Source organism: Pseudolactococcus piscium, from assembly GCF_002441695.1.
Taxonomy (GTDB): domain Bacteria; phylum Bacillota; class Bacilli; order Lactobacillales; family Streptococcaceae; genus Pseudolactococcus; species Pseudolactococcus piscium.
Map to the genome: position 1 here is coordinate 33,029 of NZ_JXJW01000013.1, position 13,417 is coordinate 46,445.

15 protein-coding genes are annotated in these 13,417 nt (G+C 38.5%); 14 read left to right on the forward strand and 1 reads right to left on the reverse strand.

The annotated features are described in order from the left end of the window. Nucleotides 1–45 precede the first annotated feature (45 nt). From RU86_RS07185 to RU86_RS07235, 11 genes are all read left to right on the forward strand, one after another. The gene (locus tag RU86_RS07185) at nucleotides 46–594 is read left to right on the forward strand and encodes a cell division protein SepF (RefSeq protein ID WP_096814727.1); all 549 of its coding nucleotides are present in this window, start codon (nucleotides 46–48) and stop codon (nucleotides 592–594) included. After that, entirely contained in the window at nucleotides 594–839 is a 246-nt protein-coding gene (locus RU86_RS07190; RefSeq protein ID WP_096814728.1) for a YggT family protein, read from the forward strand. The genes RU86_RS07185 and RU86_RS07190 overlap by 1 nt, the downstream gene beginning before the upstream one ends. Continuing rightward, entirely contained in the window at nucleotides 839–1,636 is a 798-nt protein-coding gene (locus RU86_RS07195) for a YlmH family RNA-binding protein (protein WP_245810498.1), read from the forward strand. The genes RU86_RS07190 and RU86_RS07195 overlap by 1 nt, the downstream gene beginning before the upstream one ends. A 27-nt stretch (nucleotides 1,637–1,663) precedes the next feature. Continuing rightward, complete coding sequence (locus RU86_RS07200; protein ID WP_096814730.1) at nucleotides 1,664–2,395, forward strand: DivIVA domain-containing protein; 732 nt, start codon at nucleotides 1,664–1,666, stop codon at nucleotides 2,393–2,395. Nucleotides 2,396–2,774: 379 nt separating this feature from the next. Then, nucleotides 2,775–5,573 carry an isoleucine--tRNA ligase gene (gene ileS / locus RU86_RS07205; RefSeq protein ID WP_096814731.1) on the forward strand — a complete coding sequence of 933 codons (2,799 nt, stop codon included), beginning with the start codon at nucleotides 2,775–2,777 and terminating at the stop codon, nucleotides 5,571–5,573. 165 nt (nucleotides 5,574–5,738) lie between these two features. Further along, on the forward strand, nucleotides 5,739–6,923 hold the full coding sequence (locus RU86_RS07210) for a DUF4097 family beta strand repeat-containing protein (protein WP_096814732.1): 1,185 nt from the start codon (nucleotides 5,739–5,741) through the stop codon (nucleotides 6,921–6,923). After that, on the forward strand, nucleotides 6,913–7,239 hold the full coding sequence (locus tag RU86_RS07215; RefSeq protein ID WP_068876854.1) for a PspC domain-containing protein: 327 nt from the start codon (nucleotides 6,913–6,915) through the stop codon (nucleotides 7,237–7,239). The genes RU86_RS07210 and RU86_RS07215 overlap by 11 nt, the downstream gene beginning before the upstream one ends. A gap of 221 nt (nucleotides 7,240–7,460) precedes the next feature. Then, nucleotides 7,461–8,384 (forward strand): HPr(Ser) kinase/phosphatase, encoded by a 924-nt coding sequence (gene hprK, locus RU86_RS07220; protein WP_096814733.1) that lies wholly within the window; start codon nucleotides 7,461–7,463, stop codon nucleotides 8,382–8,384. A 1-nt stretch (nucleotide 8,385) separates the two neighbouring features. Then, nucleotides 8,386–9,183 (forward strand): prolipoprotein diacylglyceryl transferase, encoded by a 798-nt coding sequence (lgt, locus tag RU86_RS07225; RefSeq protein WP_096814734.1) that lies wholly within the window; start codon nucleotides 8,386–8,388, stop codon nucleotides 9,181–9,183. Nucleotides 9,184–9,261: 78 nt separating this feature from the next. Beyond that, complete coding sequence (locus RU86_RS07230; protein ID WP_096814735.1) at nucleotides 9,262–9,675, forward strand: DUF948 domain-containing protein; 414 nt, start codon at nucleotides 9,262–9,264, stop codon at nucleotides 9,673–9,675. 94 nt (nucleotides 9,676–9,769) lie between these two features. Next, nucleotides 9,770–10,336, forward strand: a complete 567-nt coding sequence (locus RU86_RS07235) for a YtxH domain-containing protein (RefSeq protein WP_096814736.1) — start codon at nucleotides 9,770–9,772, stop codon at nucleotides 10,334–10,336. A gap of 53 nt (nucleotides 10,337–10,389) precedes the next feature. Here RU86_RS07235 and RU86_RS07240 read toward each other — a convergent pair whose 3' ends face one another. Continuing rightward, nucleotides 10,390–10,557 carry a DUF3042 family protein gene (locus tag RU86_RS07240; RefSeq protein WP_068876852.1) on the reverse strand — a complete coding sequence of 56 codons (168 nt, stop codon included), beginning with the start codon at nucleotides 10,555–10,557 and terminating at the stop codon, nucleotides 10,390–10,392. A gap of 67 nt (nucleotides 10,558–10,624) precedes the next feature. Between RU86_RS07240 and miaA the strand changes: the two genes are divergently transcribed. The 3 genes from miaA to RU86_RS07255 are packed head-to-tail and all read left to right on the forward strand — an operon-like array spanning nucleotide 10,625 to nucleotide 13,407. Then, the gene (gene miaA, locus RU86_RS07245) at nucleotides 10,625–11,518 is read left to right on the forward strand and encodes a tRNA (adenosine(37)-N6)-dimethylallyltransferase MiaA (RefSeq protein ID WP_179296242.1); all 894 of its coding nucleotides are present in this window, start codon (nucleotides 10,625–10,627) and stop codon (nucleotides 11,516–11,518) included. Beyond that, on the forward strand, nucleotides 11,505–12,743 hold the full coding sequence (hflX, locus tag RU86_RS07250) for a GTPase HflX (protein WP_096814737.1): 1,239 nt from the start codon (nucleotides 11,505–11,507) through the stop codon (nucleotides 12,741–12,743). The genes miaA and hflX overlap by 14 nt, the downstream gene beginning before the upstream one ends. A 1-nt stretch (nucleotide 12,744) precedes the next feature. Then, nucleotides 12,745–13,407, forward strand: a complete 663-nt coding sequence (locus tag RU86_RS07255; protein ID WP_096814738.1) for a hypothetical protein — start codon at nucleotides 12,745–12,747, stop codon at nucleotides 13,405–13,407. Nucleotides 13,408–13,417 lie beyond the last annotated feature (10 nt).

The window sequence follows — 13,417 nt, forward strand, 5'->3', positions numbered from 1 at the left end:
ATTGTCTAAAAAATAGAGATGACTAGAGTAAGTAGGTAAAAATTAATGGCATTCAAAGATTACATTGAAAAAGCAAAAGATTATTTTAATTTAGGTGAAGAGGATGAAGCGGGAACGGTTAATCGACAGAGACCGCAAGTGGTTCAAAACCCAACACCAGTTCAACCGCAGATGCAGGCGGTAAATAACCCTTCACCTCAAGAAACAGAGGTAAAAATGGAACGAAAGCAAGTTCGTCAATCAGAGGCTGCTACTCAGAATATGCGACAAGCCACACAACAACGTCAGGTGAATACGTCAAGCATTATACCAACGATAGCAATTAAGGAACCAGCTGCTTATGATAATATCATGGAGTCAGCAAAAATTGTTCGTAATGGCGAAAGTGTACTGGTCAATTTTAAAAATATGGGTGATCAACAAGCACGTCGGTCAATCGACTTTCTAACGGGTGTTGTCTTCACCATTGATGGTGATATTCAAAATGTTGGCGGACAAATATTTTTATTGACACCAAATGGTATGACTGTAGATGCTGAAAAAGAAATGAGTATTCTTGCTGGTCGAAATTTTGAAGGAATGGATGCTTTCTAATGCTACTTTATTTTCTATATAAATTGATTACAGTTTATGAATGGATTTTAATTATTCATGCATTCATGAGCTGGGCACCGGATATTCGCAATAGTCAAGTTGGCCGCATCATTGAGAAACTGTCGAGACCTTTTTTATCTATCTTTGATCGGTTACCCCTCCAATTTGGTGGACTAGATTTCACTATCGTTGTGGCAATCATTGCCTTGAATGCGATTCAACGCTTGTTGCTTATGATTGCCTGATGTCTCAAGATATATATCAGCATTTTAGGCCTAGTGAACGTGTTTTTATTGATAAGGTGACCGATTGGCTGGAGAAAGTCTCTGATACTTATAGCATTGTTGTGACAGATTTCTTAAATCCAAGGCAGTATTTCATTCTGCAAACAATGATGAATGGTTATAATAAAGATGACCTGCAAGTCTTTACGAGTGCATCGATTGTTGATACCGAGTATGTCAAGTTAATTTTAGCACCTAGTTATTATGAGCTAGATATACTTGATTTTGATTTAGCTTGCTTACAGATAGACTTTGCTAGTAAATTTGTGACGCTAAAACATGCACAGATACTAGGGACGTTGCTTGGAGAAACTGGTCTGGATAGATTGAAGATTGGTGATATATCAGTACATCAATCGTTCGCACAGGTATGTGTGAGTAAAAAAATGGTATCGGTTTTTACGGAGTCTGTATCTAAGATTGCACGAAGTGGTGTCAAAATTAGTGAAGTATCACCCAATGACTTTATAAGGCTACCAGAACAAGCAACAAATCAGGTAGTGATGCTGTCAAGTTTACGTATAGACAAAGCGATAGCGAGTATTTTCAACAAATCTCGTAGTCTAGCACAAGGGTTAATACAGTCTAGTAAAGTAAAAGTCAATTATACAGAAATTATGCAGAATGACTTTGAATTAACGACAGGAGACCTCATTAGTGTTAGAGGATTAGGTAGAGTTAAGATAGGTCAGAACCTAGGTTTGACAAAAAAAGATAAGGTTAGGATTGAAGTCCAAATCATATCAAGTCAAAAATAGTAGGGCAATAGATGGAAAGGTGAACTGATGAGTTTAAATAGTTTAGATATTCAAAATAAAACATTTGAAACCAAAATGCGTGGCTATAATAAGGCTGACGTAGATGATTTTCTTGATTTGATTATTAGAGATTATGATGGATTTTCTGAAAAGATAAAAGACCAAGAGCGTGAACTAAAAAGTTTACGTGAGCGTGTCGAATCTTTTGAAGGGATGAAAGACTCTCTAAATAAATCAATCGTCGTTGCACAGAGTGCTGCTGATAATTTAAAAGAGCATGCAATTAATGAAGCAAACGGTATCACAGGAGAAGCTGGTCAAAAAGCACAGTATATTCTGGAGTCTGCCAAAAAAGAAGCAGGTGTCATCCTTAATTCTGCTTCAGATGACGCACGTCGTTTGGTAAAAGAAACAGATGAACTGAAACGTAAGATGAGAATCTACCACCAACGCATGGCTTTGATGGTAGAGTCACAACTTGAAGGGATTAAATCTCGGGAATGGGAAGAAATTCTTAAGCCAACAGCTACTTACATTGGTGATGGTGTCGATAAGCTAAAAGAAATTATCGAGACACATGAAGGTAACACTGTCCAAATTAGTCAGACTGTAAGCGAAGTATCAGCGATACTTGACTTACAGGATGAGGAAAAAAATACAGAAGCGTTAGCTAATCTTGAAAGTAGTACGGATGCTAATTTAGCAACAAGTACAGAAAGCAAGACAAGCAGTGACACATCAGACGATTCTGAAGCATAAAACAAGACCGCGTCCGTAACTGATATTTACAGCGAGCAAGAGATGGTGTAAGCCTTGCAATCACTCAGTTTAGGACGATCAACTTGTCTATACCCATCTCTAGTTAACATCTGTTATAAAAGAGGTGATGCAGGTATACTTTTATAAAGACTGGTCTTCTTTATCGGACCACTGAGACTTGTTTTTACAAGTGAATTAGGGTGGTACCACGGCTTTTCGTCCCTTTCGGAAAGCTTTTTTTATTACTTTTTTATTTGAGACAAGAGATGTTGCCGTCGAGATAACCTGGTAAGACAAGCAATACTGAGTGATTAACAATTTGTATAAAAAATGAAAGTGAGGTTTGAGATGACAGTTAACTGCCATCTCATAATTGACTATGAAAATTAAAGATACTTTAAATCTTGGTAAAACAGCATTCCCAATGCGTGCAGGACTACCAAACAAAGAACCTAAAATGCAAGAGGCTTGGGATGAAGCGAAACTCTATGAAAATCGCTTGAAAGAAAATGCGGGTAAACCTTCATTTATTTTACATGATGGCCCTCCATATGCAAATGGAGATATCCATGTCGGTCATGCCTTAAACAAAATTTCTAAAGATATGATCATGCGCTATAAAAATATGGCGGGATTTCGTGCACCCTATGTACCTGGTTGGGATACGCATGGCTTACCAATTGAACAAGTTTTAACCAAAAAAGGGATCAAGCGTAAAGAGCTTGATCGTGCAGCATATCTTAGAATGTGTCAAGAATACGCTTTAACACAGGTTGATTTGCAACGTAAAGGGTTCAAGTCTTTGGGTGTCTTGGGCGATTGGGAAAATCCATATATTACCCTAAAACCAGAATTTGAGGCAGCTCAAATTCGCGTATTTGGTAAAATGGCAGAGAAGGACTATATTTATAAGGGTGCAAAACCAATCTATTGGTCGCCATCATCTGAGAGTTCTCTTGCTGAAGCTGAGATTGAATACCAAGACGTACGCTCAGCCTCTATCTACATCGCTTTTAAAGCAGTTGATACCAAAGGACTTTTACCAAATGATTCAGAGTTCATCATCTGGACGACAACACCATGGACAATTCCATCCAACCAAGGTATCTTTACCCATCCTGACTATGACTATGTTTTAGTTGGGGTTAATGATCGCAAATTTGTCGTTGCATCTGAACTGCTAAATACCGTTGCTGAGAAATTGGCATGGGAAAATTACGAAGTCTTGCAAACAGTCAAAGGATCAGACTTAGACGGTATGGTAGCTAAGCATCCTTTTTACGACCGTGATGCGCTTGTCATGAATGCGGATTACGTTACCTTAGATTCAGGTACAGGACTTGTACACGTTGCGCCTGGCCATGGTGAAGATGACTATGTTTACAGTCGCAAGTACAAGCTTGATGTCTTGTCGCCGATTGATGATCGTGGCTACTATACAAATGAAGCACCTGGTTTTGAAGGTTTGTTTTACGACGAAGGTAATAAAAAAGTGAGTGAGCTATTAAGTGAATCAGGTGCCTTATTAAAACTTGATTTCTTTACCCATAGTTATCCACATGACTGGCGTACTAAAAAACCGGTTATTTACCGTGCAACACCACAATGGTTCGCCTCTATTGATAAATTCCGTGACAACATTCTATCTGAAGTAGAACGCGTTGATTGGGTCATTCCGTGGGGCAAAACACGCCTCTATAATATGATTCGTGATCGTGGCGATTGGGTGATCAGTCGTCAACGTGCTTGGGGTGTCCCATTACCTATCTTCTATGCAGAAGATGGCACAGCAGTTATCACACCAGAAACAACTGAACATATCGCATCATTGTTTGCAGAAAATGGCTCAATTATCTGGTGGGAACGTGATGCCAAAGACTTATTGCCTGAAGGATTTACACATCCTGGTTCGCCAAATGGTATTTTTACTAAAGAAACGGATATCATGGATGTCTGGTTTGATTCAGGCTCATCATGGAACGGCGTGCTAAATCAAAGAGAAGAACTAAATTATCCAGCAGACCTTTACCTAGAAGGATCAGACCAGTATCGTGGGTGGTTCAATTCATCTATCACAACGTCAGTTGCTGTAAATGGGATTGCACCATACAAGGCTGTCCTATCACAAGGATTTGTACAAGATGCCAAGGGTCGTAAGTTCTCTAAATCTTTGGGCAATGGGATTGCACCAAAAGATGTCACTAAACAATATGGTGCTGATATCCTTAGATTATGGGTTGCCAGTGTCGACAGTACATCTGACGTCCGTGTGTCAATGGACTTGATTGGTCAAACATCAGAATCTTACCGTAAAATCAGAAATACACTACGTTTCTTGATTGCCAATACATCAGATTTTGATAAAGCAAAAGATGCGATTGCGTTTGATGACTTGCATGGATCTGATAAGTATATGCTAGTTAGATTAAATCAAGTCATCACTGCAGTTCGTGAAGCGTACGATCGCTATAGCTTTATGGATGTTTATCGCACGATCTTTAATTTCTTGACAAACGATTTATCAGCCTTTTATCTTGATTTTGCAAAAGATATTGTTTATATTGCGTCAGAAACAAGCTCAGATCGTAGACGGATGCAAACTGTTATGTATGAAGTCTTGGTAACATTAACTAAACTCTTAGTACCTGTTATTCCGCATACTGCAGAAGAAATTTGGACATATTTAGAACAAGAAGAAGCGGCCTATGCTTATTTAACTGAGATGCCAACAGCTTCGGATATCCCAAATTCAGATGAGATATTGGATGTTTGGACAGCCTTTCTAGAGTTCCGTACATCAGTACATAAAGCACTAGAAATCTCTAGAGATGAAAAAGTGATTGGTAAATCGCTTGAAGCTAGTGTGACTGTTCATCCTGATGATGTCACAAAAGTGTTGCTCAAAACAATCGGTATGGCAGAAGACATTGCGACCTTACTCATCGTATCGGAATTCAACCTTTCTGATCAACCGCTATCGGATGTCACCTTGACAGTCTCAGATAATGACATCATGGTTGTACATGCATCTGGTCATGTTTGCCAACGTTGTCGACGTACTGATGAGACGGTTGGTAAAAATGAGAATCCAAACTATGTGGAACTTTGTGACAACTGTTCGCATATTGTTAATGCGACATTCCCAGAAGTTGCTGTTGATGGATTTGAAGCGAAATAATAATAAAAAAGAAAATCAGACTTAGGCCTGATTTTTTTGAATCACAAGTATGTCATAATTAAGATGTAGATAAGAGATATCACTCTTTATACATCCTATTTTAAAAAGTAAATTGACTCATCAGTTTACCTCAATTAAGACATTTAAAAAGAAAGTGTGACATATATGAATAATCAAAAAGAAAGAATTATGGATCTGATGCGTAAAGGCATCATCACAGAACTAGAAGCGATTGAATTGCTTGAAAAATCTGGCCTATCAACTGATGACAACACAAGTGATGGGAATCAAGCTAATACGAGTCAAACCGACAAAGAAGGTTACCAAACTGACTCATCAGAAGCCATCAAACAATTTGTCAATCAAGCAGGCTCGTTCATGAAAACGATGTTTCATTCAGCTAAAAAGTCTGTTGATAATAATGTTGATTTTAGTAATGGTTTTCCCAGTCTGAAACATGTAACAAAATCAGATTTTAAAGCATTTGAAGAGCAAGTAACAGCTTTGTCAGTCTCTGCCACTTCAGGTGATGTGACTGTTATTGCTAAGGATGTTCAGAAAACAATTGTCGAAGTAAGTTATAAAGTATACGGCGGTATTTCAGAAGATGCCTTGGACGCGTTTATACGTGAAAATGTTACGATTGACATTGAGCAAGGTGAACTTGTTGTCGCAGTCAAAAGTAAACGAATTGTTGTTGATCTAACAATTACGATGGCGACTAATCAACTTCAAGATGCTAAATTTGATGTCGTGAATGGTAGCATGACCATAGAGAATTTAGTTCTAGCAGATTTAAATGTCAAAAAAGTAAATGGCGATGTGAATATTAAAGGCGGCAGAGCTGACGCAGTAACTGTTAAGACTGTAAATGGTGAAATCCGAGTTGCAACAGACTTTGAAACAGCCGATATCAACAGTGTAAATGGAGAAGTAATCATCACTGAATCGGCTATTGATGGTGAAAGTCTTAAAGTCAAAAATGTGAATGGTGATATCAAAATATCAGTTCCGAAAAATATTGGCTTAGTCGGTTATGTTAAAACAACATTTGGTAAATATAAGACACGTATCGACTTGGATAGCCCTTTGGAAATCACTAAAAATGGTGCAGCGCTCGTTAGAACAGCAGTCAATAGTTTGACCTTAGATATTGCTACAAATACAGGTAGTATCTGGCTCAAAGATGGCGAATCAGTTGAACAGACAGAAAAAGAAACGACTGTCGTAAGCGATGAGCAGCCTATATCTAGTTCAGTAGAAGTAGCACCAACAGAAGTGGTCCAATCTGAACCAGAAGTACCTGCAAGTCCTTTGGATGAGAGTGAGGCCGATAAGCATGTCGAGTAAACAATTGACTAAATCGCGAACCAACAAAAAAATCGCAGGTGTCATTGGTGGCTTCGGGGATTACTTTGGTTGGCCTGAGGATGTTGTGCTCATTATCCGGATTGTCTATGCCATCTTTGCATTTACAAGCTTTGGGTCACTTATATTAGTCTACTTTATTGTTGCCATCATTCTACCAGATGCGCCAAAAAAGAACGGAAAAAACAAACAGGATTTTTCTGGATTTTCACAGTGGCCTGGCGATAAAAATAATCATGCCAAGAAAAGGAAGGATGTGACACCTTTTGACGATGATGATGAATGGTCACAGTTTTAGTGATAGCATACAAAAATGCGCGGCTGTTTAGCATGGCGCGTTTTTTTGTATTTTCTGATATAATGAAGGCAAGTGCGATTTTATTTTTTAGACTAAAGTTAATCAAAAAGGTCATTATTGTGCAAAGTTTAGCAAAAATAGCATTATAGACTGATAAGTTAAGTAGACGAACACTTATGACTCAGCCCATAATGTAGTGGATATAAGGAAAGTGAGAAAAGATGGTAGTAACAGTTGCGGATTTACTTGAGAAAATAAAATTTGATGTGATTTATGCGTCTGAAACGGCATTAAAAAAAGAGATTACAACCTCTGATGTCACACGTCCAGGACTAGAAATGACTGGCTATTTGGAGTACTATACGCCTGAACGTATCCAACTGTTTGGGATGAAGGAATGGTCATATGCACACAATGAGATAGGCGATAATCGCTATGATTTATTGAAAAACATTGTGACAGATGAAACACCAGCGATTATTATTGCCAGAGGCCTAGCGGTTCCAGATGAAATGCTAAATGTTGCTAAAAAACGAGATACCGTTCTTTTACAGTCAAGTGAACCAACAAGTCGACTAAATGGTGCGATTACGGCATTCTTAGACGAAAAATTAGCTATCCGTACGACGGTGCATGGCGTTTTGATGGATATTTTTGGTGTTGGTGTCCTAATTCAGGGGTCATCTGGGATTGGTAAGTCTGAGACAGGTTTGGAGTTGATCAAGCGTGGTCACCGTTTAGTGGCTGATGATCGGGTGGATGTTTATCAAAAAGATGAATTTACTGTAGTGGGTGAACCTGCTGAAATACTACGCCATCTCATTGAACTTCGCGGTGTTGGGATTATTGATGTGATGAGTCTTTTTGGTGCAGGTGCTGTAATGGATGCTGCACAAATAGACTTGACGGTTAATTTAGAGAATTATGAAAAAAGCAACACCTATGATCGATTAGGTAATGGCGAAACAACGGTTGTTTTTTCAGGTGTCCCAGTACCCCAGGTGAAAATACCAGTTACGACAGGTCGAAATGTATCTGTTATTATAGAAGCAGCAGTTATGAATTTTAGGGCAAAAAATATGGGATTTGATGCAACAAAGATGTTTGAAGAACGTCTATCAAAACTGATTGCGAGAAATTCATAAGATGGTAAATACAGTATTAGCAATTAATCCGATTGCCCTAAAATTAGGACCACTTGACATTAGATGGTATGCACTTTGTATCGTAACTGGTGTTGTCCTTGCAGTTTGGCTGGCGATGAAGGAAGCACCTAGAAAAAAAATCAGACCAGATGATATTTTAGATTTTATTTTGATTGCATTCCCGATTGCGATTATCGGTGCACGAATTTATTATGTTCTCTTTGATTTAGGTTACTACAGTAAAAATCCAAGTGAGATATTTGCTATCTGGCATGGCGGTATTGCAATTTATGGTGCCTTGATCGCTGGAGGGATTACCTTATTAGTCTTTTCATATTATAAACTGATCGCACCACTTGATTTCTTAGATATTGCAGTACCAGGTGTCCTCGTTGCCCAAGCAATGGGCAGATGGGGCAACTTTTTCAACCAGGAAGCATTTGGGAAACCGTTACATTCTCTAGACTTTCTACCAGGTTTCATCAAAAATCAGATGTATATAGACAATAGCTATCGGACACCTACCTTCTTATATGAGTCGGTATGGAATCTAATCGGCTTTGGGCTAGTCATGGGTCTGAGACATCGCCTAAAAAATCTTAAATCTGGGGATATTTTTGCTTTTTATCTTGTTTGGTACGGCCTCGGTCGTGCTGTTATTGAAGGTATGCGGACAGATAGTCTCATGTTCGGTCCCATACGTGTATCACAAGCCTTGTCCTTAGTATTAATCGTTGTGGGTCTTGCTATTATCGTGCGACATCATAAGCCGGGTAAATATTTCCTTAAAAAGCAGTAATTTGCTATAATTTAATTATGAATCATCGGCATACTTGCTTGTCACAAGCAAGTATACAAATTTTAGGAAGAGGTATTTATGGGAGATACAGCATTGATTATCATCGCTGTTGCCGTTGCAATTTTGGTCCTATTCTTGGTTATTTTAATTGTCAAGATGATGAAAACTGTGGATGAAATCAATCGGACAATTGGCGTTGTGACACAAGATGCAGATGTGTTGCTTAAACAGGCAGATACACTAATGGGAAAAACCAACACACTACTAGAGGATATTAACGGTAAAGTTGCAACGATTGATCCGCTTTTTACTGCTGTTGCTGATTTATCTGACAGTGTTTCCAGACTGAATCATACAGGTAACACATTTGCCACACGTATGAAGAGTACAGCCTCAAATGCTGGTAAGGCGACTGCGGTTGTCACTTTGGGGCGTGGCGCAAGTAAATTATTTACAAAAAGAAAAAAAAGAGCTGAAGAAAAAAAGAAATAACGTCATGCAACTAAAGCATGCAGTATAGCTGTCAAGCACAACTTTTTTTGTTAAAACTAAGACAGTTGTGTTGATAGTATAAAGGAGAAAAAGAATGGCTAAGAAAACAGGATTTTTAGTAGGTGCTATTTTAGGTGTCATCGGTGGTGCAGTAGCCGCATTAGCAACAGCGCCTAAAGAAGGTAAAAAACTTCGAAAAGATGTGAAGGATTTCTATCAAGATTATAAGGAAGATCCTAAGGCGAAATTTGATGAGGTAAAGGATACAGCCCTTAATTTTTATGATGAGAAGTCTGGAAAAGTAGTTGATTTTTCTACAGATAAATTTAATGAAATGAAAGAAAAGTTTGATAACGGTGAAATCTCTACTGATAAAGTTAAAGCATTTCTCGTTTCTAAAAAAGCAGAAATTAAAGCAAAAGTTGACTCTGGAGAGTTATCCAAAGAAAAAGTGATGGCGCTTTTAGCCGCTACAAAAGACAAGCTTTCAGATAAGGTCAATGAGTTGAAATCAGATGTGACTGTTGCTGATCTTGAAGACGAGTTTGCGCTAGAACTTGATCAAGAAGACCTGATTGACAAAACTGATGAGATTGTGGATAAAGCATCTGATAAAGCTGTTGAGACGCTTGAAGCTGGCAAAGACTTACTTAATAAATAAGCATATAAAAAAACTGTCATGCGACAGTTTTTTTATATGCTAGTAAAAGCAGCTTAATGAGATACACGTTTCCGAGCAGCCTTACGACGGTTTTCGTTTACAAACTCTTCTTTTTTGAGTTCAGGATCGATAATTGTTTTTTTGACTGCGAAGACACCTGCAGCAGTTGCGGCAATTGTTCCGATAACGCCAGTGATGATACCTTTTCCAAATTTGTTCATTTCAAAATCCTCCTTATTAATATGCTATAATTTAATCATAACAAAAAAAAAGAAAAAAGTGAAAAATTTGATAAAAAATAAAGTGATTGTTATCGCTGGACCAACTGCAGTTGGCAAAACAGCCTTATCTATAGAGATTGCAAGAGCCTATGATGGGGAGGTTATTAATGGTGATAGTCAACAAGTCTACCAGGATGTACACATTGGTACAGCCAAGGCGACTAAGGAAGAACAGGAAGCAATTAAGCACCATTTAATCGATATTCGCGCCTTGTCAGAGACCTTTAGTGCCCATGACTTTGTAACTGCAGCCAATCAAGCAATAGCAGATATACTAGCACGTGGCAAATTACCGATTATCGTTGGGGGAACAGGCCTATATCTTCAAAGTCTGATAGAAGGCTACCATCTTGGTGGTCAGGGACATCATGAGGAGATGCGTGCGCTGCGTCAAGAATTAGAGGTGATGACGGACGAGGAATTATTTCATCAGGTATCAAGTCATGGTATTGAGATTGCACAACCCAATCGGCGTAGGGCAATCAGAGCGATAGAGTTAGTCACTTTTGGTGGGGATGCTGAGAACATCGTGTCGGATTATGAGTTTATCATTATCGGACTAAACATGGATCGCACTCTCCTATATGAGCGGATTAATCACCGTGTTGATAAGATGATGGTGGATGGCTTACTAGCAGAAGCCAAAATGCTATATGACACGTTACCAGATGCTCAGGTTGCACGAGCGATTGGCTATAAAGAGTTTTTCCCTTATTTTTCTGGTCAAAGTACACTAGAGGATGCAATTGAATTAGTCAAGCGGAATTCGAGACGCTATAGTAAGCGACAAATTACCTGGTTTAAAAATAGGATGGCAGTGGATTTTCTAGATGTATTTGCTGCTGATTTTAAAACACAAACAAGCCAAAAAATAGAGAGGTTTTTAGATGATAGCAACTGAAATAGCAGCAGAAAAAGTCGTATTAGTTGGTGCAGAAACGTATGGCAATCGTGAGACATTTGATGTCTCCTTACTAGAATTGGCTAGTTTGGCAGAGACAGCAGGTGCGATTGTCCATGCAACTTTTACGCAAAAAAAAGAACGCTTGGATGGAAAATATGTCGTTGGGATAGGTAAGTTAGAAGAAATCAAGACGACAATCGAAGCTGATGATATTGATATGGTGATCTTTAATGAGAAATTGACGCCGCGTCAGAATGTCAACTTGGAAACTTTTCTTGGGGTCAAAGTAATTGACCGTATGCAGCTGATTCTAGATATTTTTGCGCTTAGGGCCAGATCACACGTTGGTATGCTCCAAGTTGAATTGGCGCAACTGAAGTATCTCTTACCTCGCTTATCAGGTAGTAAGGGTCTAGAACTCAGTCGTCAAGGGGGCGGAATAGGCGCTCGGGGTGCTGGTGAAAGTCAGCTAGAAACAGATCGTAGACATATTCGTCACCGTGTTGAAATGATCGAGTCCCAACTTAAAAAAGCTGAAAAAGTACAGGAAAATAGTCGTCAAAAAAGAAATGCATCATCAGTATTTAAGCTAGGATTAATCGGCTATACAAATGCTGGGAAATCTTCTGTTTTCAATGCATTGACCAATAAAATACAATATGAAAAAGATGAGTTATTTGCGACATTAGATGCAACTACCAAAGAATTTTCATTAAAAGATGAATTTATGGTCACAATGACTGATACAGTTGGGTTTATTCAGGATTTACCAACAGAGCTAGTTCAAGCCTTTAAATCAACACTAGCAGAATCTAAAAATGTGGATTTATTACTTCATATAGTGGATGCATCAAATCCAGCCCATAGTCTACACGAAGATGTTGTGACGGATATTATGACCTCATTAAAGATGTCAGATATTCCTGTGTTGACTATATACAATAAACTTGACCTGGCTGAGCATTTTTCGCCGACAGTACTGCCAAATGTTCAGATTTCCATAAAAAGTGAGGCAGGTATCGCACGACTCAGACAAGCGATAATTGATAAAATCAGTGAGTTGTTTACACCATTTGACTTAAGGATTCCCTTTAGTGAAGCTTACAGGTTGCCCATGATTAAAAAGATTGCTTTAATCGATCAAATTATTGAGCTAGATGAAGCAGAAGTGTACGTTGTTTCGGGTAGTATTTCCCAAGCAGACAAATGGAGGATATCATAAGATGGATTACGTTGAACTTGCCATAAAGTCGGGTGGTTTTATGGCAATGGACCGTGTATTTTTAAAAAATCGGTTAGCAGCAATAGCAACGGATATAGAGAAATTGGCTTACATTATGCCACCAGCAAGTGTCGTAAATGCTTATTTTTCTGAGATTTATCAAAAACAAGGACCTGACGAGGCCATGGCCTATTTCTTGACCTTATCGACGACTTTTGAAGGGGTCTCTGAGCGGCCAAGCTTTGAGTTAGAGGGGAGTAAAGCAGCACCGACACTCCGAATCATTCGTTTAAATCTGCTAGGTAAGTCATTTGGGTTAGTCTATAAAAATACTGATGGAGAGGCACTTATATTTAGTGAATTAGCTGATGAAAAATTGAGCGATACACTTTTATTTGAAATTGCTAAACTATTTCCTGAGTATGTTGTGACAGCAACTGATAGTAATGTGACATTGGCTAAAGTGTCATTTGAAGCTTTTAGTGCTGAGGAAGAGCTGACTGATTTAACAAGAAAAAGTGAGAATAAGACCTATACCAGAGTCACAACATTCAATATAGCAGACGGACTAGCTTGCTATGAAGCATTACTAAAAAATTGCGAAAAAACTGAAAAAATGATACAATTCAAGCATAGAGAATTTAACTTGTATTTAAGAAAGTAGGGAAAAAAAT